Raw genomic sequence first — 26,716 nt, forward strand, 5'->3', positions numbered from 1 at the left:
CTTTGGTCAACGACCCCGTTAATTGCTCACGGAGTAGAGTGTTACTGATATATTTTACTATTTTCTTTTATTAAGTCAATATTTTCTTATTTAATATTATTATTTTTTTAATAAAATTAATTTTTTTATCTGATCTAGTTGTTCGAAGTAGTTCTATATGATTTTAATAACATCGTCGATTAATTTTCACTTGCTTTTTATTCCATTTTTACTTGTGCTAGCATAAATTGCATTTGCTATGGCTCTTGAAACAACTTTAGCTGCCAAAGATCCAACTAGATTAAGGTCTGAATTTATTTCGTTAGTTGATAGAGCAAATATTGTATCGCCGTCAAAGCCTGTGTGAACTGGGTTTATTGATCTTGCAAAGCCATCATGAGCCATTTGAGAAATTTTTTTAAGCCTTGTTTTATCAAATTTTGCATTTGTTGCAATTATTCCAATTGTTGTATTTTTGTTGGCAAAGCTTGTAAAATCTATCATTGTTTTTGGCATTATATCAAGCGTATTTAAAATTTTCCCATCGACTTTTGGCCCTGCAATTTGAATTCTTTTTTCATAATCGTAGATATCGCCAAAGGCGTTAACTGCAACTATAGCTGCTACAATCAGATCTTTTACTTTTATACTTGCAGATCCTAGGCCAGATTTCATAGCATTTTCCATGCCCAAAATTTTTCCAACAGTAGCTCCTGTGCCAGCTCCAATTATTCCTTGACGATTTTCTTTTTCACTTGCGTTTTTGTAGGCAATTTCACCCATTTTTTCATCAGGGCGAATTTTCCAATCTTTATAGGCAAGGTCAAATAAAACTGCTTGGCTTACTATTGGCACTTTGCAAACTCCAACATCAAATCCCAAACCATCTTTTTCTAAAGCGTGCATTACTCCACTAGCTGCATCAAGTCCATAAGCTGAGCCACCGCTTAAAATTATGGCATTTACAGATTCTACGCTGTTTATTGGATCTAATAAATCAGTTTCACGAGTCCCTGGTGCTGATCCTCTTACTTCTACTGAGCAAGTGTTATTTGCTGGTGGGATTAAAACTGTAAGTCCTGTTCCTGCTTTTAAATTTTCGCTATGACCAATTTTTATCCTTTTTATATCGGTAATGTAACCTTCATACATATTTTATTCCTTATTTTGCCACATCTTCATTTCTGTATTTGTCCATCATTTGGGCAAATACTTCTGCACTTGAAGGCGGGGTATAGCTTATGGCATTAGCTCCAGCTTCAATTGTTTCTAAAATTTGCTCTCCTGTTTTACCGCCTGTTGCAATTATTGGAAATTTTTCTCCTACATCAGCTCTTATTTTTCTTACTAAATCTGCTGTGTATCTGCCACCAGAAATATTTAAAATTTCTGCACCTGCTTTAATTTTGCCCATATAATCATTTTTAAGACTTGTAACTGTTGCTATTACTGGTATATCGACAAATTCAGATATTTCTTTTATATCGGAATTTGGCATTGGAGAATTTACTACAACTCCATAAGCTCCAGCAAGTTCTGCTTCTATTGCAACATATTTTGATCTCAAACCTTGGGTAGTTCCTCCACCTGCTCCAATAAAGCATGGTACATTTGCAACATTAATAATGGCATCTGAAATGGAGTTTTGTGGGGTGTAAGGATATACAACCATAATACTATCGGCATTGGTATTTCTTATTATTGCAAGATCTGTGGTAAATAGTAGGGATTTAATTCTTTTTTCAAAAATTACAATGCCACTTGCCTTGTAAATTTCTTTTGGAACTGTAATAAAAGATTTTCTTAATTTTGAATGAACCAAGGGTATGTATTTTTCTTTTTTCTCGCTCATAAATTACCTCTCGTAAATAATATAATTTAATCTTTGTTATAAATATCTCTTGTGTAAATCTTATTTTTTACATCGACTATTTTTTCATCAATTCTATTGGCAACGATTAGGTCTGATTTTTTAAATTCTTCTAGGTCGTTTACAATTTTTAGACCATAAAATTCATTCTCTTTTATTGTTGGTTCGTAAATTATTACATTTGTCTTATCTTTAATATTATTAATTACATCAAAAATAGCGGATTTTCTAAAATTATCTGAACCTTTTTTCATAACTAATCTATAAATGCCTACAGTTTTTGGCTTATCTTTGAGAATTTGCTTGCTAACAAAATCTTTTCTTATTTTATTTGCCTCTATTACTGCGCCAAAAATAGAATTTGGTACATTTTCAAAATTTGCATAAAGTTGTTTGCTATCTTTTGGCAAGCAATATCCACCATAACCAAAAGATGGATTGTTATAATAATTTCCAATTCTTGGATCGGAAGAAACTCCATCTATAATATCTTTTGTATTTAAGCCTTTGATTTCTGCAAAAGTATCTAATTCGTTAAAATATGAAACTCTCATTGCAAGATAGGTATTGGCAAATAATTTCACTGCCTCAGCTTCTGTTGAATCCATAAAAAAGACTTGAGGATCATTTTTTGCTTGATTTTGGTACAAACTAGCAATTTTTTCTGCTAAGTTACCCCTATCGCCTATTATGATCCTTGATGGATAGAAACTATCTTCTAAGGCCTTACCCTCACGCAAAAATTCTGGTGAAAATATTATATTATCACAATGGTATTCTTCTCTTTTTGCCTTTGTGTAGCCAACTGGTATGGTTGATTTTATTAAAATCGGAAGATTTTCATTTTCTTTTTTGATTTTTTCTATTACTTCATCTAAAAAAGATGTATCAAAATATTTTGTTTCTTCATCATAATTTGTTGGCAAAGCTAAAATTGCTAAATCACTATCAGCAAATAAGCCTTCTGGATTAGTCCTAACTTCTAAATTTAAATCTTCATTTGCCAAATAGGAAATTATCATTTTATCTTCTAATGGTGATTGCTTTTTTGAAATCAAATCAACTTTATTTTTGTCAACATCTATTCCTATTACTTGGTTGTCTATAGATAATAAAATGGCATTGGATAATCCTACATATCCAAGTCCAAAAACTAAAATTTTCATAAATACTCCTCATCAACAAATATCATACATTTAGAAAACAACTTTACAATATAATTTTGTCAATTTATAAGAATATCTAAGCCTTCAGAAAAAAATCAGCTGTGTGCTTAGATGATATTTGGGAAAATTATAGATTAATCAATTAAAATATTTCTAAAATTTATAAAAAAAATATCCATAATTTTTCTATAAGGCCAATTGTTATTATATTAATTATATTCAATTATCAAACATTACACTGAATCTGGTATAATTATATAAATGACACTTATATTATTAGAAGGAGGTTTTAGTGAAACTAGGAGTTCATGATTTATTAATTAGAGAAGTTTCCCAAAGTAATGAAGAAGTCTTTGAAAATACAAAAAAATTAGTTGAAGAATTAGATAAACTTTCTTATGATAGGTACTGGTTTGCAGAACATCATGGATTTGAGAATTTGCTTTCAGTAGCCCCTGAAATATTAGCTAGTTATTTTCTATCAATAACTAAAAATTTAAATATAGGAACTGGTGGAACCATGGTTATGCATTATTCTCCACTAAAAATCGCAGAAACCTTTAAAACTATGGAATATCTTGCCCCAGGCAGAGTAGATCTTGGTCTTGGTCGTGCTCCTGGTGCCGGTGCTTATGAAATTCGTGCCTTAAATAAAAATTTCTCAAGTAAATCTCATGATCTCTTTGATGAAATAAAAGCCTTGCTTGATTATTTACAAGATAAAAGACCAGATGACTTTAGCTATTCTATGGCAAAGGCCATGCCAAAAAGTGGTGAAAATCTTCCCCGTCCATGGATGCTAGGATCAACTGGCCAAGCTATTAAAAAGGCTGCGGAGTTTGGAATTTTTTACTCACACGCCAAGTTTTTTTCTGTAGAAACACCGGCAAAATTATTTAAAGACTACAAAAAAAATTTCAAACAATCAGCCTTTGCTGATAAAGCATACATTTCTATGTCCTATCAAATCCTAATTTCAGATGACAAAGATGAGCTAGAGTATTTGGGAAAATCCTTTGATTATTTTCATATTCAACAATATAGGGGTAGCTCCAAAGGGTTAATCGATCCAGAAGAATTAAAAGATTATAAGTTTACCAGTCAAGAAGAGTCAATTCTTAAAAAATCTTATGATGCTAGATTTATATTAAAAGGAAGCAAAAAAGAAATTGCTAATATTTTGGAAGATGAAATTAAAACTTATGGTATTGATGAAATTCTAGGATTTACACCAATATATGGACTAAAAAATAGGATTAAAACCTACAAGGCTCTAAAGGAAATATTTGACTAAAGGCGATAAAAATAGAATTTTTTTTGAATTTAAATAGCAAGAATAATTTGGAGATATTTTTATTGCAAATATTTTGTTTGCTTAGATTTCAACTAAAATCTATATATAAATTTAAACTACAAATAGTGGAATAGGATGATTTTATGAAAAAATTATTTTTAATAAGCTCACTTGCTGGTGCAACTGAGTTTGATTTTTCTAAAAAACAAATTGAAGAAATTTACAAGTCCTATGGCAAAGAAGATGAGATAATTGTCAAAGAAACCAAATACAAGGGTCATATCAAAGAAATTGTTAATGATTTTCTAAATTCTGATTTTGACGATAAGGTAATTATTCTTCTTGGTGGCGATGGATCCTTAAATGAAGTTATTAATCTTTGCAAAGGTAAAGATGTTGCTATTGGCTTAATTCCAACAGGAACTGGCAATGATTTTTCTAAAAACTTCGATTATTCTAATTTTAAAATCGAAGATACTTTTGATTTTGAAATTAGACCAATAGATCTGATAAAAGTGAATGGAAAATATTGTATCAATGTCACAAGTCTTGGTTTTGATACGGAAATTTTGTCAAAAGCCTACCAATATTTAGAAAAAGATAAGTCATTGGGCAAAAAAGCCTATGTAAAAGCAGTTATTAATAGAATTTTTCATCTTTCCTATATGGATTTAGATATTTCTTTAACCTCAGCTTGCGGTAGAAAAATCAATCTTAAAAATGAATATCTAATTTCTGCCATTTGTAACGGCTCTTACTATGGTTCAGGCTTTAATCCTGCACCAGATGGGAAAATTGACGATGGGATAATCAATTTAGTTTTATGCGAAAAATTCCCAAAATTTAATCTAATTCCCCTAATATTAAAATATAAAAAAGGCAAACACCAAGATTCTAAATATTTATCTGAATATAGGATAAAGAGTGGGAAAATTAAAGCAAAGAAGGAAATTTTGGCAAATATTGACGGAGAAATTTTTAAAACAAAAGAAATAAACTTTGAAATTTGCCCAAAGGCCTTAAATTGGTTGTATTTTAAATAAAAAAGCTGGTAATTTTATTCTTATTACCAGCCTATTTATTATTCATTTTCAAGATCATTTTTGATATAATCTTCTGCCATATTTTCTAATTGCTCATTATCTACGTTTGATTTTTCTATCAAATTTTCAAGTTTTTTCTCATCTTTTTTAGTAAATTTTATACTATCGTCTACTTTTTTTCTCATATAGTAAGCTATGCCAACTCTCCAGTAGTTTTCTTTTTTTATATCTTCTTTAGTTCTAAACCATGATATAAGAAGCAAAAGCATCATAGCTATTCCTACATAACCAATGATAGGATAAAAAACCGAAACAAGTTTTTTAAATCCACCAAAGCTTAAAGCAAAGCCTACTAGAGTTATGACTACCAATAAAAACTTAAATCTATTTTCTTTACCATTTGAAAATCTTCGAGCTAGGGCATAAAAAAGTGAAATTCCTGTATTAAATATCATTCCAAATATAACTAGAGCCATGATTTTCCCAAGAACTGGATTTATATCTGAAATTATGTATAACATTGGAATATCAAGAGTTGCCACTTCTCTAATGCGTATAAATAAGGTAAAAGATATCAAAATTCCCAAAAGACCAGCAATCGCTCCTCCTAATAGTCCACCAATTCCAGCATCTTTTGGATTTAGTTCTTCTCCTCCTAAAACAAATCCCATGGAAACGCCACTCATTAGGCAAACTCCATAATAGTTTAAAATAGTAAATATTAGCGAATTAAAATTTGACGGTAGTTTTATAGCAAAGTCATTAAGACTTCTCCAGTCAGCTTTGAAATTGATAAAAGTATAGATTGAAGCTATTAGGGTTAAGATAATTATCATAGGAGTAAAAGAGCCTATAACTTTGGAAACTTTTTCAAAATCTAACATGCCAACAATTATTATCAAAGATGCACAGATAACTTGACCAATCCATTTGTCTATTGCAAAAGCTTGGTTTAAATTTGAGCCTGCTCCTGCTATCATTACAAATCCCATAACAAAACAGGTAAAAATAAGACCAAGATCCATAAATTTACCTATGAATTTATTGGTTATTTCTCCAAAAACGTCAGAATGATCGCTTGCCAAAAAGTGGGAACCCATTGTTAATAAAATTCCACCAAAAAGTATATGTAAAATCCCAACAATTCCTATGCCGATAAGACCAGGAATTCCTAGAGAAACAAAATATTGCAAGAGTTCTTGACCAGAAGCAAGACCAGCCCCTGTTACAACTCCAACATAAGCTAACATGATTGTAATTGATTTTTTACTCATAAAACCTCCAAGAATAATATTATACTGGTTTTGTTATGTTTTATAAAGAATTGTAAATAAATTATCTATTAAAGAAAATTTAGCAAAAAAAGAACATAAACCCTGTTATATAGGCCTATGTTCTTATGATTTTACTTAATTTCTTCTAAAAGTTTTTTAACGTAAGCGAAAACTCTTTGGCAAGATTTGATTTCTAGCTTTTCTTCTGGGCTGTGAGCGCCAGAAATATTTGGTCCAATTGAAATTATATCTAAGTGTGGATATTTTTCGTAGAAGCAACCACATTCAAGACCTGCATGAATTACAATCGTATCAAATTTCTTGCCTTCCATTTCTTTGTAGACTTTTTCAGCAAGTGGTCTAAGTTTTGAGTTTTCATTATATTCCCAACCTGGATAAACTGCGCCAATTGTGTAAGCTAAAGAATTTTCTTCTAAAATTTTTCCTATTTTTTCTCTTAATTCATCAAGGACCTCATGGTTTGAAGATCTTAGGGAAATTTCGCTTTTTAGATTTCCATCTTCTTCTTTGATTAGAGCTAAGTTGTCTGAAGATTCAACAGTCTTGCCATCTTTCATAAAAGTATTTACGCCTGTAGGCATAGTATTAACCATTTTTATCACTTTTTGGCTAAAGTCTTTGCTATAATCCTTTCCCTTAGTTTCTTTAACTGCTATTTGTAAATTTCCAAGCAAATCAGAATTTTCTTTTAAAACTTCTTCTTTTGCTTTTTCAATTTTTTCTAAACTTGTATCAAAAACCAAAACTTTGCCGCTAGATGGGATTACATTGTCAAAAGTTCCGCTTGTAAATTCTCCAATGCTTATTTCATCTTCAATTTTTTCTAAGATTTGACCTAGGATTTTTACTGCATTTCCTCTTTTTTCATGGATTTGCATACCTGAATGTCCACCTAAAAGTCCTGATAGTTTAATTTCAAAGCCTTCTTTTTCGCTTAATTCTCCGATTTCTTGGCTTACGAAAAATGTTATGCCACCAGCAGAACCTACTGTAAGTATTCCTTCTTCTTCAGAATCCAAATTTATTAGATATTCTCCTTCTAAGACATCATCTGCCAAAGCTAAGGCGCCTGACATTGAAGTTTCTTCGTCAGTAGTTACAACTAATTCTAGTTGTGGTCCCTTGTAATTTTCATCTTCCAATAGAGCAAGACCCATTGCAACTGCTATACCATTATCTGCTCCCAAAGTTGTATCTTTAGCTTTTAGATAATCTCCTTCAATTACCGGAATTATAGGATCTTTGGTAAAATCATGAGTGGAATCTTCAGTTTTTGATCCAACCATATCCATGTGACCTTGGATTATAACTTTTGGTGCATTTTCATAGCCTTTGGCTGCATCTCTTCTTAAAATAACGTTTAAATTTTCATCTTGATAAGTAAAAAGACCCAATTCCTTGCCAGTTTTTATTAAATAATCTGAAACTTCTTTTTCATGATGACTTACTCTTGGTATTTCCATTAGTTTTGAAAAATAATAAAATACTCTTTGAGGTTGTAAATTTTCCATTAATTATTTCCTTTCGCATTGTTTATTATGATATTTTTAATAACTTCGTAAGATTTTTCCATCAAATCTACAGAAACTATTTCATATCTTCCATGATAATTATACCCACCTGTAAACAAATTTGGTGTTGGAAGTCCTTTATATGATAGGCTTGCTCCATCTGTACCACCGCGGATAGGCTTGATAATTGGTGTAAGACCAACATCTTCTATGGCATTTTTTGCCAATTCCACAATTTCCATATGCGGTTGAACTTTTTCTTTCATATTATAATATGAATCTTTAATAGTAATATCTATAACATGTCCGTATTTCTTATTTAAAAAATCGCCTATTTCATTTAGCAAATCTTTTTTAGCTTGGAAAGAATCTTTAAAAAAGTCTCTAACTATATAATCCATTTTAGCACTTGCTGCAGTTCCATTTATTTCTTGAAGCATATAAAAACCCTCATATCCTTCAGAATATTCTGGTCTTTGGTTAACTGGTAGCATAGAATTAAATTCTATGGCAAGTAAAAGTGCGTTGATTAGAACATTTTTAGCAGAACCTGGATGAACAGCTTTACCTTCTATATCAACACTAACGCTACAAGCATTGAAGTTTTCGTATTCTAATTCTCCTACTGGTCCACCGTCAATGGTATAAGCAAAGTCAGCTCCAAATCTTTTTACATCAAATAAATCTGCTCCCCTACCGATTTCTTCATCTGGTGTAAAAGCTATTTTTATATCGCCAAATTTTAAGTCTCTATTTCCCATAAAATACTTGGCTATTGTCATAATTATTGAAACACCAGCCTTATCATCAGCTCCAAGTAAAGTAGTGCCATCTGTTGTAACTAATTTATGACCGGTCAAATCTTTTAAAAATGGAAATTCTTCATTGGTTAATTTGTATTTTTCGTTAAGAATTATGTCTTTCCCATCATAATTTTCTATTATTTGTGGATTTACATTTTTTCCACTTAGCTCTAAGGCTGTATCCATGTGAGCTATAAGCCCAATTTTTGGAGCATCTTTGATAGTTCCATCAATTGAAGCATAAATATATCCATTTTCATCTTGCACTGCATTTTCAATGCCGATTTCTTTAAGATCTGCTACTAATTTTTTTCCTAATTCCAATTGTCCCTTTGTTGATGGACAAGAGGAGCTTTTATCATCACTTTGTGTATCGTAACTTACATAATTTAAAAATTTATCTAACATATATGACATAGTAACCTCCGTTAGTAGTGTAACACTTAGTCCTTGACCTTGTCAATTTGATTATACTAAAGCTAATACTAAAAAAGAGCAGACTATTGTCTACTCTTTTTGATCTTTATTGTTTAGTGTAATAACACAGATTATTTAACAACCTTTGTTACTACTCCAGATGCTACTGTTCTTCCGCCTTCTCTTACTGCGAATCTTAAGCCTTCTTCTAGAGCGATTGGTTTTTGTAGGGTGATTTTAAATGTTGCGTTGTCTCCTGGCATTACCATTTCTACGCCGTCTTCTAGTTGGATATCACCTGTTACGTCTGTTGTTCTAAAGAAGAATTGTGGTCTGTATCCACTGAAGAATGGGGTGTGACGTCCACCTTCTTCTTTGGTTAGTACGTATACTTGACCTTCGAATTCTGTGTGTGGGTGTACGCTGCCTGGTTTTGCTAGTACTTGGCCTCTTGAGATTTCATTTCTTTGTACGCCTCTTAGTAGGATTCCTACGTTGTCTCCACTTTCTGCTTGGGCTAGTGATTTGTGGAACATTTCTACGCCTGTTACTACTGCTTGGCTTGTTTTTTCTGTTAGTCCTACGATTTCTACTGTGTCGCCTACTTTTAGGGTTCCTCTTTCTACTCTTCCTGTTGCTACTGTTCCACGGCCTGAGATTGTCATTACGTCTTCTACTGGCATTAGGAATGGTAGGTCGTTGTCTCTTTCTGGTATGTCAAAGTATTCGTCTACTTCTTCCATTAGTTTTAGGATTTTGTCGCTCCATGGGCCTTCGCCGCCTTCTTGTAGGGATTTTAATGCTGATCCTACTACTACTGGGCAGTTGTCTCCGTCGAATTCGTATTCGTTTAGTAGGTCTCTTACTTCCATTTCTACTAGTTCGATTAGTTCTGGATCGTCTACTTGGTCTTCTTTGTTTAGGAATACTGCTATTTTTGGTACGCCTACTTGTCTTGCTAGTAGGATGTGTTCTCTTGTTTGTGGCATTGGACCGTCTGCTGCACTTACTACTATGATTGCTCCGTCCATTTGTGCTGCTCCGGTGATCATGTTTTTAACGTAGTCTGCGTGGCCTGGTGCATCTATGTGAGCATAGTGTCTTTTTGGTGTTTCGTATTCTACTACTGAGGTATTGATTGTGATTCCTCTTTCTCTTTCTTCTGGAGCTTTGTCGATGTGTTCGTAGTCTATATATTCACCTGTGCCGTATTTTTTGTTTAGTGCTTGGGTTATTGCTGCTGTTGTTGTTGTTTTACCATGGTCTACGTGGCCGATGGTTCCGATATTCAAGTGTGGTTTGGTTCTTTCAAATTGTTGTTTACTCATTTTAATCTCCTATTATTATTTATTTAATACTTCTTCTTTTACTGATTCTGGTACTTGAGCATAGTGGTCAAATTGCATTGAGTATGTTGCTCTACCTTGAGTTTTTGAACGAAGATCTGTTGCATATCCAAACATCTCTGATAGTGGTATGAAAGCATCTAATACATGGATTCCATCTTTTGGATTCATTCCATCAATTTTTCCACGTCTAGATGATACATCGCCCATTACATCTCCAAGATATTCATCTGGTGTTGTAATTTCAACTTTTTCTATTGGTTCAAGTAATACTGGTTTTGCTTTTGCTACTGCATTTTTAAGTCCCATTGAACCTGCTACGTGGAAGGCTACTTCTGATGAGTCTACTTCGTGGTAAGAACCATCAAATAGTACAACATGCATATCTACCATTGGATATCCACCAAGGATTCCTGATGTTGCTGCTTCACGAACACCTTCTTCAACTGGTCTGATGTATTCTTTTGGTACTGAACCACCGACAATCTTACTTTCAAATGTGATTCCAGATCCTTCTTTACCTGGTGTAACTCTAAGATGTACATCACCGTATTGACCAGAACCACCAGATTGTCTTACAAACTTACCTTGAGCTTCTGCTTCTTGAGTGATACCTTCTCTGTAAGCTACTTGTGGGTTACCTATGTTTGCTTCAACTTTAAATTCTCTTAGAAGTCTATCTACGATTATTTCAAGGTGAAGTTCTCCCATTCCTGAGATTATTGTTTGTCCAGTTTCTTCATCAGATCTAGTTACGAATGTTGGATCCTCTTCAGCAAGTTTTTGTAGACCAATGATCATCTTATCTTGAGATGCTCTTGTTTTTGGTTCTATTGCTACTGATATTACTGGATCAGGGAATTCCATTTTCTCTAAGATGATTTGATTATCTTGATCACATAGGGAATCTCCTGTTGTTGTATCTTTTAGTCCTAATAAGGCAACTATATCTCCAGCATAACCAGTTTCGATTTCTTGTTGCTTGTTAGAGTGCATTTGCATTATACGACCAACACGTTCTCTTTTACCTTTGGTTGCATTAAAGATGTATGAACCAGACTCTATAGTTCCTGAGTAAATTCTTGTATAGATTAATTTACCAACGTAAGGATCTGTTACAACTTTGAAGGCAAGAGCTGCTAGTGGGCCATCATCTGTTGCTTTTCTTTCAAGTTCTATTGTTTCATCTTTAGGATCAGTTCCTTTGATATTTGGAACATCTAGTGGGCTTGGCATGAAATCTATTATTGCATCAAGAAGTGGTTGAACACCTTTGTTTTTGTAAGCTGAACCTAATAAGCAAGGGAATATTTTTTGTTCAATTGTTCCTTTTCTTATTGCAGCTTTTATTTCTTCAACGCTTACTTCTTCGCCCTCAAGATATTTCATCATTATATTATCATCAATTTCTGATAATTCTTCAAGCATATTATTTCTATATTCTTCAGCTTGTGCTTTAAGATCATCTGGAATTTCGCTATATAATGGATGAGCTCCTAAGTCTTCTGTATTGTAGGTTACAGCTTCCATTGTTACTAGGTCAACTGCACCTTGGAATTGTTGTTCGCTACCTATTGGAATTTCAAGTGGTAGCGCATTAGCTTTTAATTTATCTTTTATTGTTTCTACTGACATGAAGAAATCAGCACCTGTTGCATCCATTTTGTTAATAAAACATATTCTTGGAATGTGGTATTTGTCTGCTTGTCTCCATACAGTTTCTGATTGTGGTTCTACCCCGCTTTTTGCATCAAATAAAGCTACTGCACCATCAAGAACTCTAAGTGATCTTTCTACTTCTACAGTAAAATCAACGTGTCCTGGAGTATCGATAATGTTAATTCTATGATCTTTCCAAAAAGCTGTAGTTGCAGCTGAACCAATGGTAATTCCACGTTCTTTTTCTTGTTCCATGGAGTCCATAACAGCTGTACCATCATGGGTATCACCTATTTTGTAAATTTTACCAGTGTAATATAAGATTCTTTCTGTTACAGTTGTTTTTCCGGCATCTATGTGAGCCATGATTCCTATATTTCTGGTATCTTTTAATCCTACTTGTCTAGGCATTTATCCCCCTAAATTTAGTATCTGTAGTGTGCAAATGCTTTATTTGCTTCTGCAGCTCTATGCATTTCTTCTTTTCTCTTTACAGCTGCACCAGAGTTGTTAGATGCATCTAAAATTTCTTTAGATAATCTTTCAACCATTGTTTTTTCACCACGAGCTCTAGAAAAGTTTACTAGCCATCTTAAAGCTAGAGTTTGTCTTCTTTCTGGTCTAACTTCCATAGGAACTTGGTAGTTAGCACCACCAATTCTACGTGCTTTAACTTCAAGTGTTGGCATTATATTTTCCATAGCTTGGTAGAAAACTTCTAGTGCGTCATTTCCTGTCTTTTCTTCTACGATAGCAAATGCTTCATAGACGATTCTTGTAGCAAGGCCTTTTTTGCCATCAAGCATAACGTTATTGATAAGTTTTGTTACAACTCTATCGTTATACTTAGCATCAGGCATTACTTCTCTTTTTGGTATATGTCCCTTTCTTGACACTTTGCTTCCCTCCTTTACCAATTTTTAAGTAATATCATTAGTACTCGACTAAATATATCGTTGTGTGCAAGAATGATTTCTATATATAATAGGTACATTATGCACTTATTTTAGATCCTAGTTTTGGCCTTTTTTAGCGCCGTATTTAGATCTACCTTGTTTACGTCCGTTAACTCCTGCAGTATCAAGAGTACCTCTTATGATGTGATAACGCACACCTGGAAGGTCCTTTACTCTTCCACCTCTGATTAGCACAACAGAGTGTTCTTGTAAGTTGTGACCAATACCTGGAATGTATGAAAGTACTTCCGCACCATTAGTTAGTCTAACTCTGGCAACTTTACGTAAAGCTGAGTTTGGCTTTTTTGGTGTTACGGTTCTAACTGATGTACAAACTCCACGTTTTTGTGGTGATTGGTTAGGAGTAATTCTACTTTTTAAAGTATTGTAGTTATAACCTAAAGCTGGTGTATTTGATTTAGATTTTTCACTTTTTCTACCTGTCCTAACAAGTTGGTTAATTGTAGGCATAATGCACCTCCTTTTCTTTTATAATTTAATAATATTGGCAAGCATGCCAATACTTAAATATTCTACTATCTTCGAATCGATATGTCAACTAAATTTCAACAACTAAGAGATATTAATGATAACTTTCAGAAAAATTTTAAAAAAATAATTTATTTAAAAATTTAATGGTATAATCATAATGTAAATAAATTTTAGGAGGTTTGAAAATGAAAATAACATTTGCAGGAAATGATGTAAATTTACTAGGAAAAGAAATTAAAGTTTCTGATAAGGCGCCTGAATTTAAGGCAACAAAAAACGATTTGTCAGTTTTTGACAGCAAAGAAAATGAAGGAAATGTCGTAGTTTACTCAGTTGCTCCATCTCTTGATACAAGCGTATGTGCTTTGCAAGCAAAAAGATTTAACCAAGAAGCAAGCAAACTTGAAAATGTAAAAATCGTAACAATAACTGAAGATTTGCCATTTGCTCAAGCTAGATTTTGCTCAAATGAGGGCATAGAAAATACCATAATGGTTTCAGATTATAAAGATCGTGAATTTGGCGAAAAATACGGATTCTTGATGGAAGAAAACAAATTACTAGCTCGTGGAGTTGTAATAGTAGACAAAGATGGAATTGTTAGATATGTACAATACGTTCCAGAAGTAACAAACGAAGTAGACTTTGATAAGGCTTTAGAAGAAGTTAAAAAATTAATCTAATAATTTGAGGCTAGCTTATAGCCTCTTTTTTTATGGCTTTTTACAAAACATTACATAGATTAATAATTTTTTAGGAAAAATTGCAAAATATTATTATAGACGACTAATAAATTTTTATTATCACTTATTTAAAATTATTTTAATTATACAAATAAAATAACTATATTTTCACATTGACAATGTTTAAATTGTTGGTATTTTAAAATTAACAAATATAAAATTCCATAGTAATATTAGGAGTCAAATATGAAATTAAAAAAATTTATTAATATCTTTATATGTGTAACATTTGCACTTATCCTATTTTCGTGTACAGCTAATCAAAGTAAAAATATCAAAGCCAATGAAAGCAAAACTAGTAACGACAATGAGAAAATTTCTGATGAAAAAATCATAAATGTTTTTAAAACTTTAGGTTATGACATATCAAAAGAAGAGTTTGACAAAAACTATAAGAAAAATATAAAATCCGGAAAACTTGAAGTTTTAGGAGATAAGGTCAGTAGTCTTCTTTTTGATAATAAAGGAGAACTTATTCATGCAGATTTTTTAGATTTATTAGAATTTTCTGATAATGAAATTGATAAAAAATACCCTAGCGAAGCTTTTGTAGAATCAATCAAGGAAAATTTTATAGATAAAAATTATACTAAAGTGTTAAAATCTGATTTTACTAAAGATTACATTGCGTATTCATTTTATGAGGAAAATCCAGCAGGAGTTTTTAATCCATACAATCAAATAAGAGTGGTTTTTGATAACGTAAAAGATAGAGTGATTTTATATAATAAATTTAGTGATTATAAAATTGAAAAAGAAGCAAAAATTAGTGAAGATGAAGCTAGTAAAATTGCTCTTGATTTTCTAGATAATAAAGCTAGGAAGGTAGACAAAATTACTTTGACCGTTGTTGATTCAAATGATTTTTTCGATGAAAATAAACAAAAAGAAAAAGAAAGTAAAGATTTGCATCTGGCATATATTGTAGAAATTTCTGATGATATGGTTTATGTAGATGCATATGATGGAAAAATAATCGGTGGCGATTCATATTAATAAAGGAGCTGACCTATATTTTGTTGAACAATTTATAGGTCAGTTTTTTACTTTATTTTTTTATCAAAATCTCATACAAGTGATCATAGAAAGGTTTTGATTTAAAGATTTCTGCTGTGGAGTAGGATACTAGGCTTACTACTGATAGGCCTAATAAATAGTTAAAAGCTCCTCCTGTCATTTCCAAAACTAAAATTATTGCTGTAATCGGTGTTCTTACTATGGCTGAGAAGTGGCCACACATTGCCATCATGGAAAATACCAAAATTAATTGCGGATCAATTAAGCCTATATTTGCTAAAAAGCTTGCAAATATATTTCCTACAAGCGAACCTATTACTAAAAGTGGAACCAAAGATCCACCTGGTATGCTCACTCCAAAAGCCAAGGCTAATAATAATATTTTTGCAAAATACAAAAAAATTAGTCTTCCTAGATTTGGGTTTCCTTTGATAGGGAAAAATATATAAGATTCTCCTGAAGAAAATAGGTTAATATCAACCATTAAAACAAGTCCTGTGATTATGAAAGGAATCATATATTTTACGAAAGGATTAATATTAATTTTTCCAAAAAATCCCTTAGACCCAATAACTATCTTGTTAAAAAATACTCCAGATAAACCTGTAATTATTCCTAAAATTACTAGATGAATTATCATTTTTAGATGCATTACATGAAATTTTGGAACATTTACCAAGGCTGGCAAATTTCCAAAGATTAAATCTGAAGTAATAACTGCTGAGAAAATTGTAATTGCTGTTGATAGAAAAACTTTTCTGTCAGTTTTTTTGAAAATTTCTTCTATGGTAAATAAAACCCCAGCCATTGGAGCGTTAAAAGCTACTGCTAGTCCTGCTCCAGCTGATGCTCCTATAAAATAAGACTTATCTTCTTCTGATTTGGTCATTTTGTGGGCAATATCTCCAATAAGTCCGCCAATTTGTACGGATGGTCCTTCTCTACCAAGAGTAAGTCCTGAACCAATTGTGAGAATACTTGCTATAAATTTTCTAATTAGAGTTCTAAAAGAATTGACATTTAGCTTATCATTTAACATAGCATAGATAACTGGGATTCCTGAACCATTGATATTTGGATCTTTTTTTGATAAATAATAAATAAAACTTCCAATAATGAAAAATAAGGCAAGTATTAAAATGGAATAAGAAATATTTCCCTCTGCTTTGGCAAATAGATCAAGCATAAGGCCTGAATAAAATTTAATAAGAGTCTTAAAACTTCCTATAACTATTCCACATAAAATTCCTGTCCCTACAAAAGTTAGTATTGTCGATAATTTCTTGGGACTATATGTACGATTAAAGCGCTTTTTTTTAGCCATAATTCCTCCTATGTTTTTTATTATAACAGAAATTGGCCGATGATTTAATTATAAAAAATAAATTTTCCAATAAAAAAACTAACTCTTTAAAGGCTTTTGCCGTTTAAGGTTAGTTTTTGCTATTTATTTAATTTTGTCTAGATTTAAATTAGAGTATTATCTCTTCTTTTTTCTCTAATTCTTTTTTTATTCTTTCGATTTTTTCTATACCTTCTTCTAGTCCTTGGTCATATAGGTGGCAAGCACATAGATGATTTGGTTCAAGTTCTACTAGAGATGGTCTTTCTTTTTTACAAATATCCATTGCGTATTTGCAACGTGTGTTAAATTTGCAACCAACAGGTGCATTGATTGGTGAAGGAATTTCTCCTTCTAGTTTTTCATAGCCTGCTGTTGATACATCAGGATCAGGTATAGGAATTGCTGAAATCAAAGCTTGGGTGTATGGGTGATAAGCGCTAGCATAGATTCTTTCTGATTTTGCAACTTCAACCATAGATCCTAAATACATTACTCCAACCCTATCTGATATGTGTGAAACCATTGATAGGTCGTGAGAAATGAATAAGTAGGTCAACTTTCTTGTATTTTGCAATTCTATTAATAAGTTTACAACTTGTGCCTGAATACTAACATCAAGGGCTGATATTGGCTCATCACAAATAATAAATTCTGGCTCAACTGCAAGTGCTCTTGCTATACCAATTCTTTGTCTTTGTCCACCGGATAATTCGTGAGGGAATCTTGCACCATGTTCTGCATTAAGTCCTACAGTTTGCAAAAGGTCTGAAACTTTAGCTTGAATTTCTTTTTCCTTCATATCCTTAAAGTGAACACGAATTCCTTCAGAAATTATATCTCCAATGGTCATTCTAGGGTCAAGGGATGCATAAGGATCTTGGAAAATCATTTGAGCTTGTTTTCTAAACTTCTTTAGTTGAGATCTATCAAGTTTTGTTATATCAATACCCTTATATTTTATAGTTCCATTGGTTGGATCATATAATTTGATAAGTGTTCTTCCAAAGGTAGTTTTTCCACAACCTGATTCTCCTACAAGACCTAATGTTTCACCTTTGTATATATTTATACTTATGTCTTCGCAAGCTTTTAGATTTTGGTTTTTGCCAACTCTAAAAAACTTATCCATATTTTTAACTTCTACAAGTACTTCTTTATTTTCTCTATTTTCCATAAAAACTCCTATATAGGTTTTTCTACTTTTGGTGCATATTCATGATTTAACCAGCATCTGCACTTGTGGAATTTAGAGAATTCATAAAACGGTGGTTTTTGAGCTCTACAAATTTCCATAGCATAATCGCACCTATCTACAAAAGGACAACCTTTGATATCTTGAATTAGATCTGGTGGTGTACCCTTTAATGAATATAAAGTTTCATCTTTTGTAGAGTTCATCTTAGGAACTGATTTTAATAAAGCCCAGGTGTAAGGGTGTTTACCATCAAAGAAGATTTCTCTTACAGTTCCAGTTTCCATTATTTCGCCAGCATACATTATTTGAATTCTATCTGCAAAATCTGCTACTACACCAAGGTCATGAGTTACAAGAACTATAGATGTATTTTGTTTATCTTTTAGCTCTCTTAATAAGTCGATGATTTGCGCTTGAATTGTTACATCCAAAGCTGTTGTTGGCTCATCTGCTAGAATAACATTTGGATTACAAGCAAGAGCAATTGCTATCATAACTCTTTGACGCATACCACCTGAAAGCTCAAATGGATATTGGTTAAATCTTTTGGCAGCATTTGGTATATTTACAGTTTCAAGAAGTCTAATTGCCTCAGCTTTGGCTTCAGCTTTGCTCATTTTTGTATGAATTAGCAAAGATTCTGTAATTTGTTTACCAATTTTTGTAGTTGGGTTTAAAGATGTCATAGGGTCTTGGAAAATCATTGAAACTTCTGAACCCTTGTAATCTTTAAGCTCATCTTTACTCATATGAATAACATCCTTACCCATATAATTAATTACAGAGCCTTCTTGGATTATTGCATTATTTGGCAAAATTTGAAGAATTGACTTACTTACAACGGTTTTACCACAACCAGATTCACCAACTAAAGCTAAAACTTCTCCATCGTAAATATCAAAGCTAACTCCTCTAATTGCCTTTACTTCGCCAGCATAGGTATCAAAGTGTAAGTTTAAATCTCTAACTTCTATAACCTTATCCCTATTTTCGTAAGACAATATTTGATGATGACTAACTCTATCAACGCTTAAACCATCATCTTTTATAATATTTTCTTTGTTTGTTTCATTCTCACTAATATTATTAGCTAAGTTAAATGTTTTTACTTCTGTCATATTACCTACCTTCTAAGATTTGGATCAAGGGCATCTCTAAGTCCATCGCCAAGGAGTGTAAATGAAAGCATTGTTAGGGCAATCATCAAAGCTGGGAATAGCAATTGGTATGGATAGAATTGGAAATAACTTTGTGCTGCAGAAACCATAGCGCCCCAAGAAGTTTCAGGTGGTTGTACACCAAGTGATAAGTAACTTAGGAAAGCTTCTGAGAAAATATAACCTGGTACATCAAAAGAAATTGAAACCAAAATTACATTTAAAGTATTTGGTAGTAAGTGTTTTAAAACTATGTCTTTGTTGCTTACACCAAGAACTTGAGCAGCCTTAATATAGTCATATTCCTTCAAAGATAAGATTTGTCCTCTAACAAGTCTTGCAAGACCACACCAACCAGTGATAGTCATGGCAAGAATAAGAGTACCAATTCCTGATGTACCAAGTGCAAGTCTTAGAATTATTACTATAAGTATATAAGGAATTGAAATTAAAATTTCAACAATTCTCATCATTATAGTATCAACTTTGCCACCAAAATAAGCAGAAATAGCTCCATAAACACTACCAATAACTGTAGAAATCAAAGCCCCTGCTATACCAATTATGATAGAAACTCTACCACCTCTCCACAATCTTGTGAAAATATCACGACCAAGGTTATCAGTACCAAACCAAAATTGTGCATTTGGTGTTTGGTTTTTTGCTCCAACCATTTGATTAAACTCATATGGTGTTAGCATTGGTCCAATAATAACCATAACTGTCAAAATAATTAAGATGATAAGGGAAATTAATGCGAGTTTATTTTTCTTAAATCTTCTCCATGCATCTGACCAATAAGTAACAACTGGTCTTGCTATAAATTCTGAAGATTTTTGATCATCAGAAATTTTATTAAATAAGGATTTATCAATACTTTGCATAAATTCTCCTATTCAGCTAATTTTATTCTTGGATCTACTAATCCATAAACTATATCTACTAACAATTGTACAACTAAGAATAATGCTGCATAAAATATAGTAGTTCCAATGATAAATGGATAGTCTCTTGAAGTAACTGAGTTTACAAAATAATATCCAAGTCCTGGAATTGAAAACATAGTTTCAATAATGAAAGATCCAGTAAATATTGCTGCTACTTGTGGTCCAACGATTGTAACTATTGGTAGCATAGCATTTCTTAGAACGTGTTTGGTTATAATGTTAAATTTAGAAACACCCTTAGCTTGGGCAGTCAAGATATAATCTTGATTTAAAACTTCTAGAACATTACTTCTCATATATCTAGAATATGTTGCAATAGAACCAAAACATAGGGCAATAGTTGGTATAACAGAATACTTAAATTCTCCTGTCCAACCAGAAGTTGGGAACCATCCCTTCTTTACACCCATCCAATATTGAAGAAGTGATCCTAAAACAAAAACTGGAACTGTGACTCCAATAATTGCAATAATTTTAATAACCGAGTCAGGCCATCTATTTCTGGTAAGAGCTGCAATAATACCAAAAGTAAGACCTATTACAATACCCACTATCATTGCTTGTCCACCAACTTTACCAGAAATTGGTGCAGTTTCCTTAATAGTTCCACTAACTGATCTACCTGCAAATTTAAAACTTGAACCTAAATCTCCATGCATAGCATTAGCTAAGAACATCTTATATTGCTCTGTGGTAGACTTATCCAAACCGTATTTTATCCTATAGTTTTCGAGCGTTTGGGCTGGAAGTGTTTTACCTGCTGCTGTCAATGGATCACCTTGAATATTGTGCATTAGGTAAAATGTTATTGTGGTTATTATAAATAAGGTTATAACCATATATAATAACCTCTTTAATATGTATTTCGCCATTATATCTCCTAAAATTGCAGAAGCTGTTAGAATCTAACAGCTTCTTACTTTTCTTATATTTTCTCTATTCTTATTTAATCTTGATATATTTATATCCAGCTGTAGAGAATTGGTTAACTTTGATATTTTCTATATTATCTTGGTAATATAGGGTTGATTTACCAGTAATAAGTGGATAGATAACATCTTCATCAACTAACATTTGTTCAGCGTTTTTGTAAATTTCTGCTGCTTTTTGATCATCAGTTTCAATTGCTGCTTCATCAATTAGTTTATCATAATCTGCGCTTGTCCAACCAGAGTTTACAGCTGCTGCATCAGATTTGAATAATGAAAGCATTGCTGATGGGTTGTTGTAATCTGCAAACCATGCTAAGAATGCTAATTGGTAGTCACCTTTTTGAACTCTACTAGATAGAACTGGCCATTCTAGTGTTTCTAGGTTAACTTTAACACCTAGTTTTTGTTGTAGGTTTTCTTGTAGGTATTCACCATATGCTTTTAAGAAAGTATCGTTTGTCATAATTAGGCTAATTTCAAGATCTTCTGGTTTTTGACCTTTGCCAATTTCATCAAGACCTTCTTGAAGTAAAGCTTTTACGTCAGAATTTTCTTCGATTGCTTTCTTTAGTGGTTCTCCAGCAAATTCTCTAAAGTTTATTGTATTTAGAGTAATAGCACCTGGTACCCAGTAATAAGCTGGTGTTGATTGTCCAGAAAGAACAACATCATTTAATCCTTCTCTATCTAAAGCAAGGTTAAAGGCTTTTCTAACTTTTGCGTTTTTAAATAGCTCATCTTTGTGGTTTGGAACCATGTAATCCATTGATGGAAGTGCCACATCTGCTGTTGCGATACCTTCCATCTTATCAAATGTTTGTGTCCATTCAGGTAAGTTTGTAATTATTGACATAATTTCTTTTGCTTGGAAAGCGTTCATACGAGCGTTGATATCTGTTAATACTTTTAAGTTAACTTTTTCAAGTGATACCTTATCAGCATCCCAATATTCAGGGTTCTTTTCAAGAACTAATTGAGAGTTGTGTGTCCATTCTGTTAGTTTGAAAGGACCGCATCCTACTACTGTATCAGCTTCAGAACCAAATGCATCACCTTTTGCTTCTACAACGTCTTGTCTTTGTGGGAAGCAAACTCTAAATGGAATTATTGATGTAAAGTAAGTTGCTGGATGAGATAATTTGATTTCTAGAGTCATATCATCTGTGGCTTTTACTCCAAGTTCATCAAGTGGTTTTTTGCCTTTGTTACATTCTATAAAGTTTTCAATGTCGGCAAGTAAGAAGGCACTTTCAGAACCACTTTTTGGATCTACTGTACGTTTGATACCATATTCGAAGTCTTTAGCTGTTAAAGGCTCTCCATCTTCCCATTTCATATTTGGTCTGATGTGGAATGTATATGTTTTACCATCTTCAGAAAGTTCCCAGCTTTCAGCTGCTGCTTCTTCAACTTTTAGTCCATCACCGTCTTCAACTAATCTTAAAAGTGGTTCGTAGATGTTGTTAACTACTGTGTTACCATATGTATCTGAACCTCTTTGAGCATCTATAGAGTTTGGATCTGCTGCTATAAAAGAATTGTAAACAGTTTTATCTCCACTAGTTGCTGTCTCTGTGCTAGCTTGTTCTGTTGTTTTTGTTTCTGTGCTAGCTTCTTTGTTTTCCTCTGTTTTCTTATCTGCGTTATTTCCACAAGCTGTGAAAACTAATGCAAAAACTAAAGGAAGAACTTTAGTAAACCTTTTCATATTAAAAATTTCTCCTCCTGATTTTATAATATGTAGGTGGATTATTTTTCCCACCAACAGCATTATAACAGATAAAATGAATAATGTAAATTTTTTTTAAAGATTTTTTGCATATTTGACTAAGGTTTTCATATTTTCCTTAATTATAGTGAATAATAATACAAATATTTATCTTTTATTTCATTTGCTTTAAAGTTGATTTTTTATAAAGTGATATCTTGATATTGTTATAGCAAATTAAAAAGGACTGTTAGGGAATAAATTTTCCTTAAACAGTCCTTAAAATTTATATTTGCGCTTCTTCTTTTTCTAAAGCTTCCATGTTCATGGCAATTTGTGCATCTTCTAGCTCTTTTGTTTCATAATCTATTTCTACATCGTTGTAGCGTCTCATACCAGTTCCTGCTGGTATTAGTTTTCCTATTATGATATTTTCTTTAAGACCCATTAGATCATCGACTTTGCCTTTGATTGATGCATCTGTTAGAACTCTTGTTGTTTCTTGGAAAGAAGCTGCTGATAGCCATGAATTTGTTGCAAGAGATGCCTTGGTTATTCCAAGTAACTCTTGGCTGTATTTAGCTGGCATTTTGCCTTCTGCTTCCAATTTTTCATTAACTTGCTCAACTTCTCGTCTTTCTTGCAAGGATCCTGGTAAGAATTGACTATCTCCAGAATCTTCAATTTTTACTTTCTTTAGCATTTGACGAGTTATTACTTCTATATGTCTATCGTCAATTTCTACACCTTGGATACGGTAAACTTTTTGTACTTCCTTGGTGATATAATTTTGAACTCCAACTTTGCCTAAAACATTTAATACATCATGTGGATCTAGAGAACCTTCTGTTAGTTGAGCTCCCTTTTCTACCACATCTCCATCGTGGACAAGAATTCTTGAGCCAAATGGAATGTTATATTTTTGAGCATAGCCATCTTCTGATAAGATTTCTACGTCAGTTTTCTTTTCATTTTGGATTAGACTTACAGTTCCAGAATTTTCTGCTATATAAGCAAGTCCTTTAGGTTTACGAGCTTCAAATAATTCTTCAACTCTTGGAAGACCTGAGGTTATTCCTACTCCTGCTATACCACCTGAGTGGAAGGTTCTCATGGTAAGTTGTGTACCAGGCTCACCTATTGATTGAGCTGCTATTATTCCTACAGCCTCTCCAATATTAACTGGTTTTCCTGTTGCTAAGTTTCTACCATAGCATTTTGCGCAAACACCTTGTTTAGCCTTACATTCAAGAACTGAACGTAGTTTTACTTTCTTTATGCCTGCTTGAACTATTCTATCGGCTGTATCTTCATCTATTAATTGATCTTTGCTAGCAATTAGCTCTCCATTTTCATCTTTTATATCTTCAAATGAAGTTCTACCAACTATACGGGTGTATAAGTTTTCTACTAGTTCGTTGCCATCTTTAAATTCGTAGGCTTCAACATAACTATGGGTATGACAATCATCTTCTGTAACTATTACATCTTGAGAAATATCTACCATCCTACGAGTTAAGTAACCTGAGTCTGCTGTTCTTAGAGCTGTATCTGTAAGACCCTTACGAGAACCGTGGCTTGAGATAAAGTATTCTTGTACAGAAAGTCCTTCTCTAAAGTTTGCCTTTACTGGAATTTCTATTGTTTTACCATCAGCCTGGCTCATTAGTCCACGCATACCGCCTAATTGTCTGATTTGGTTGGTTGAACCACGGGCACCAGAATCTGCAAAGATTTTTATGTTGTTATCATCACGCAAATCACTTAGTAGAGCGTCTGTTACCCTATCTGTTGTAATTCTCCAAATATCTATTACTTTTTCATATCTTTCGTCATCTGTTATAAGACCACGTCTGTAAAGTTTTTCGTATTTGTCAACTTCGTTATCAGCTTCAGCTATGATATCCCATTTTTCTTTTGGAATATTTACATCTGCCATAGAAACTGTAAGTCCTGAAAGGGTTGAGTATTTATAGCCTGTTTGTTTGATATAGTCCAAAACTTCTGCAGTTTTGATATTGCCATGTTTTCTAAAACACCTACCTACTATATCTTTTAGAACACCAGAATCGATAACTTGATCTATTTCTAGTGAATATGGATCTTCTTTTCGATTTACATAACCTAAATCTTGAGGAATTCCCTCGTTATAGATAAATCTACCTACAGAAGATTTTACAATTTTGCCCTTATCTTCTGGGTCTTTTTTGATTCTTACTGAAACTTCACTTTGAAATTCTACTGCTCCTGTTAGAAGAGCTTTTTTCATTTCATTGGTTGATTCAAAAACCATTCCCTCGCCTTTGGCGCCTTCTTTGATAGTTGTTAGATAATATGCACCTAATACCATATCTTGAGAAGGTGTGGTTATTGGTTTTCCATCTTTTAAGCCTAAAATATTATTTGTTGACATCATCAAAAGTCTTGCTTCTATTTGTGCTTCATTTGATAATGGCAAGTGGATAGCCATTTGGTCACCATCAAAGTCCGCATTAAATGCGTTACAAGCAAGTGGATGTAGTTTTATTGCCTTACCTTCTACAAGAACTGGTTCAAAAGCTTGAATACCAAGTCTGTGCAAAGTAGGGGCACGGTTTAATAAGACTGGATGATCTTTTATAACTTCTTCTAAGACTTCATAAACTCTTGGATCTTTTTTCTCTACCATTTTCTTGGCAGCTTTTAGATTGTGAGCCATGCCACGATCTACGACCTTATTCATTATAAATGGCTTAAATAATTCAAGTGCCATCTCTTGTGGTAAACCACATTGGTTAAATTTTAGATCTGGACCTACAACTATTACTGAACGGCCTGAATAATCTACACGTTTACCTAGTAAGTTTTGTCTAAAACGTCCGGATTTTCCTTTTAGAAGATCTGATAGAGATTTCATATTTCTATTAGAAGCACCTGTTACAGCTCTTCCTCTTCTACCATTGTCTATTAGGGCATCGACAGCTTCTTGAAGCATTCTTTTTTCGTTTCTTACGATGATTTCTGGAGCTCCAATATCTAAAAGTCTTTTTAATCTGTTATTTCTATTGATTACACGTCTATAAAGATCATTTAGGTCAGATGTGGCAAATCTTCCACCTTCAAGTTGCACCATTGGTCTAAGCTCTGGTGGCATAACTGGAAGAACGTCAAGAATCATCCATTCAGGTTTGTTGCCACTTGTTATAAAAGCATCTACAACTTCAAGACGTCTTGAAATTCTAACTTTCTTTTGACCTGTTGCTTCTTCAAGCTCTTTCATCAATAGTTCATATTCTTTTTCTAAGTCTATATTTGCTAGTAATTCCTTAACAGCTTCAGCGCCCATAGCAGCCTTAAATTCTGTATCGTCTGGATATTTTTCTATTATATCTTGATATTCTGTTTCAGAAATTTCTTGCTTAACGTATAGGTCTGTCTGGCCAGGATTTATTACTACATAAGAGGCAAAATAAAGGATTTTCTCAAGGATTCTAGGACTCATATCAAGTAGTAATCCCATTTTTGATGGAATTCCTTTAAAATACCAAATATGACTTACTGGAGCAGCTAGTTCAATGTGTCCCATTCTTTCACGACGAACTTTTGCCTTTGTTACTTCAACTCCACATTTTTCACAAACTACGCCCTTATATCTAATTCTCTTGTATTTGCCGCAAGAACACTCATAGTCTTTGGTTGGTCCAAATATTTTTTCGCAAAATAGACCATCTTTTTCTGGTTTAAGGGTTCTATAATTGATTGTCTCTGGTTTTTTAACTTCACCATGAGACCAGGATCTGATTTTTTCAGGGGATGCAATTTTCATCCTCATCCCGTCAAAATTTTGTAATTCGCTCATAAA

21 protein-coding genes are annotated in these 26,716 nt (G+C 32.8%); 4 read left to right on the forward strand and 17 right to left on the reverse strand.

All coding sequences use genetic code 11. The annotated features are described in order from the left end of the window. Positions 1–186: 186 nt before the first annotated feature. The 3 genes from CS884_RS05100 to CS884_RS05110 are packed head-to-tail and all read right to left on the reverse strand — an operon-like array spanning position 187 to position 3,015. Entirely contained in the window at positions 187–1,131 is a 945-nt protein-coding gene (locus CS884_RS05100; protein WP_099320981.1) for a P1 family peptidase, read from the reverse strand. 10 nt (positions 1,132–1,141) lie between these two features. Beyond that, positions 1,142–1,831, reverse strand: coding sequence for a hydrolase (locus tag CS884_RS05105; protein ID WP_099320982.1), 690 nt, complete (start codon positions 1,829–1,831; stop codon positions 1,142–1,144). 26 nt (positions 1,832–1,857) lie between these two features. Then, positions 1,858–3,015: a nucleotide sugar dehydrogenase gene (locus CS884_RS05110; RefSeq protein ID WP_099320983.1), complete on the reverse strand. Its 1,158-nt coding sequence runs from the start codon at positions 3,013–3,015 to the stop codon at positions 1,858–1,860. Between the two features lie 292 nt (positions 3,016–3,307). Between CS884_RS05110 and CS884_RS05115 the strand changes: the two genes are divergently transcribed. Next, positions 3,308–4,309, forward strand: a complete 1,002-nt coding sequence (locus tag CS884_RS05115) for an MsnO8 family LLM class oxidoreductase (protein WP_099320984.1) — start codon at positions 3,308–3,310, stop codon at positions 4,307–4,309. A gap of 143 nt (positions 4,310–4,452) precedes the next feature. Then, a complete protein-coding gene (locus CS884_RS05120; protein WP_099320985.1) occupies positions 4,453–5,352 on the forward strand; it encodes a diacylglycerol kinase family protein in 900 nt (299 codons plus the stop codon). Positions 5,353–5,390: 38 nt separating this feature from the next. Here the strand turns inward: CS884_RS05120 and CS884_RS05125 are convergent, their stop codons facing one another. The 7 genes from CS884_RS05125 to rpsL form a co-directional block, all read right to left on the reverse strand. Beyond that, the gene (locus CS884_RS05125; RefSeq protein WP_099320986.1) at positions 5,391–6,626 is read right to left on the reverse strand and encodes a hypothetical protein; all 1,236 of its coding nucleotides are present in this window, start codon (positions 6,624–6,626) and stop codon (positions 5,391–5,393) included. A gap of 131 nt (positions 6,627–6,757) precedes the next feature. Next, the gene (pepD, locus tag CS884_RS05130; RefSeq protein WP_099320987.1) at positions 6,758–8,158 is read right to left on the reverse strand and encodes a beta-Ala-His dipeptidase; all 1,401 of its coding nucleotides are present in this window, start codon (positions 8,156–8,158) and stop codon (positions 6,758–6,760) included. Continuing rightward, positions 8,158–9,378 carry a peptidase T gene (gene pepT, locus CS884_RS05135; protein WP_257875758.1) on the reverse strand — a complete coding sequence of 407 codons (1,221 nt, stop codon included), beginning with the start codon at positions 9,376–9,378 and terminating at the stop codon, positions 8,158–8,160. Before pepT ends, pepD begins: the two co-directional genes overlap by 1 nt. Positions 9,379–9,509: 131 nt before the next feature. Beyond that, complete coding sequence (gene tuf / locus CS884_RS05140; protein ID WP_099320561.1) at positions 9,510–10,706, reverse strand: elongation factor Tu; 1,197 nt, start codon at positions 10,704–10,706, stop codon at positions 9,510–9,512. Between the two features lie 15 nt (positions 10,707–10,721). Further along, positions 10,722–12,794, reverse strand: a complete 2,073-nt coding sequence (gene fusA, locus CS884_RS05145; protein ID WP_099320988.1) for an elongation factor G — start codon at positions 12,792–12,794, stop codon at positions 10,722–10,724. A 14-nt stretch (positions 12,795–12,808) separates the two neighbouring features. After that, positions 12,809–13,279 (reverse strand): 30S ribosomal protein S7, encoded by a 471-nt coding sequence (rpsG, locus tag CS884_RS05150; RefSeq protein ID WP_099320989.1) that lies wholly within the window; start codon positions 13,277–13,279, stop codon positions 12,809–12,811. A gap of 117 nt (positions 13,280–13,396) precedes the next feature. Then, positions 13,397–13,810 carry a 30S ribosomal protein S12 gene (gene rpsL, locus CS884_RS05155; RefSeq protein WP_099320990.1) on the reverse strand — a complete coding sequence of 138 codons (414 nt, stop codon included), beginning with the start codon at positions 13,808–13,810 and terminating at the stop codon, positions 13,397–13,399. 206 nt (positions 13,811–14,016) lie between these two features. On the opposite strand from rpsL, the gene tpx reads away from it, so the two are divergent. Both tpx and CS884_RS05165 read left to right on the forward strand, forming a co-directional pair. Next, entirely contained in the window at positions 14,017–14,514 is a 498-nt protein-coding gene (gene tpx / locus CS884_RS05160; RefSeq protein ID WP_099320991.1) for a thiol peroxidase, read from the forward strand. 246 nt (positions 14,515–14,760) lie between these two features. Beyond that, a complete protein-coding gene (locus CS884_RS05165) occupies positions 14,761–15,570 on the forward strand; it encodes a PepSY domain-containing protein (protein WP_099320992.1) in 810 nt (269 codons plus the stop codon). Between the two features lie 52 nt (positions 15,571–15,622). Here CS884_RS05165 and CS884_RS05170 read toward each other — a convergent pair whose 3' ends face one another. The 7 genes from CS884_RS05170 to rpoC all read right to left on the reverse strand — a co-directional run bounded on the left by CS884_RS05170 (position 15,623) and on the right by rpoC (position 26,713). Then, positions 15,623–16,915: a ClC family H(+)/Cl(-) exchange transporter gene (locus CS884_RS05170; RefSeq protein ID WP_099320993.1), complete on the reverse strand. Its 1,293-nt coding sequence runs from the start codon at positions 16,913–16,915 to the stop codon at positions 15,623–15,625. Positions 16,916–17,063: 148 nt separating this feature from the next. Continuing rightward, positions 17,064–18,110 (reverse strand): ABC transporter ATP-binding protein, encoded by a 1,047-nt coding sequence (locus tag CS884_RS05175; RefSeq protein ID WP_099320994.1) that lies wholly within the window; start codon positions 18,108–18,110, stop codon positions 17,064–17,066. 8 nt (positions 18,111–18,118) lie between these two features. Next, a complete protein-coding gene (locus tag CS884_RS05180) occupies positions 18,119–19,249 on the reverse strand; it encodes an ABC transporter ATP-binding protein (protein WP_099320995.1) in 1,131 nt (376 codons plus the stop codon). A gap of 5 nt (positions 19,250–19,254) precedes the next feature. Beyond that, the gene (locus CS884_RS05185; RefSeq protein WP_099320996.1) at positions 19,255–20,172 is read right to left on the reverse strand and encodes an ABC transporter permease; all 918 of its coding nucleotides are present in this window, start codon (positions 20,170–20,172) and stop codon (positions 19,255–19,257) included. An 8-nt stretch (positions 20,173–20,180) separates the two neighbouring features. Next, entirely contained in the window at positions 20,181–21,107 is a 927-nt protein-coding gene (locus CS884_RS05190; RefSeq protein ID WP_099320997.1) for an ABC transporter permease, read from the reverse strand. A 70-nt stretch (positions 21,108–21,177) separates the two neighbouring features. Beyond that, positions 21,178–22,875 carry a peptide ABC transporter substrate-binding protein gene (locus tag CS884_RS05195; protein ID WP_099320998.1) on the reverse strand — a complete coding sequence of 566 codons (1,698 nt, stop codon included), beginning with the start codon at positions 22,873–22,875 and terminating at the stop codon, positions 21,178–21,180. A 286-nt stretch (positions 22,876–23,161) separates the two neighbouring features. Further along, on the reverse strand, positions 23,162–26,713 hold the full coding sequence (gene rpoC / locus CS884_RS05200; protein WP_099320999.1) for a DNA-directed RNA polymerase subunit beta': 3,552 nt from the start codon (positions 26,711–26,713) through the stop codon (positions 23,162–23,164). Between the last annotated feature and the right edge of the window lie 3 nt (positions 26,714–26,716).

It is taken from the genome of Anaerococcus sp. Marseille-P3625 (assembly GCF_900232825.1).
In the GTDB taxonomy this organism is placed as follows: Bacteria; Bacillota; Clostridia; order Tissierellales; family Peptoniphilaceae; genus Anaerococcus.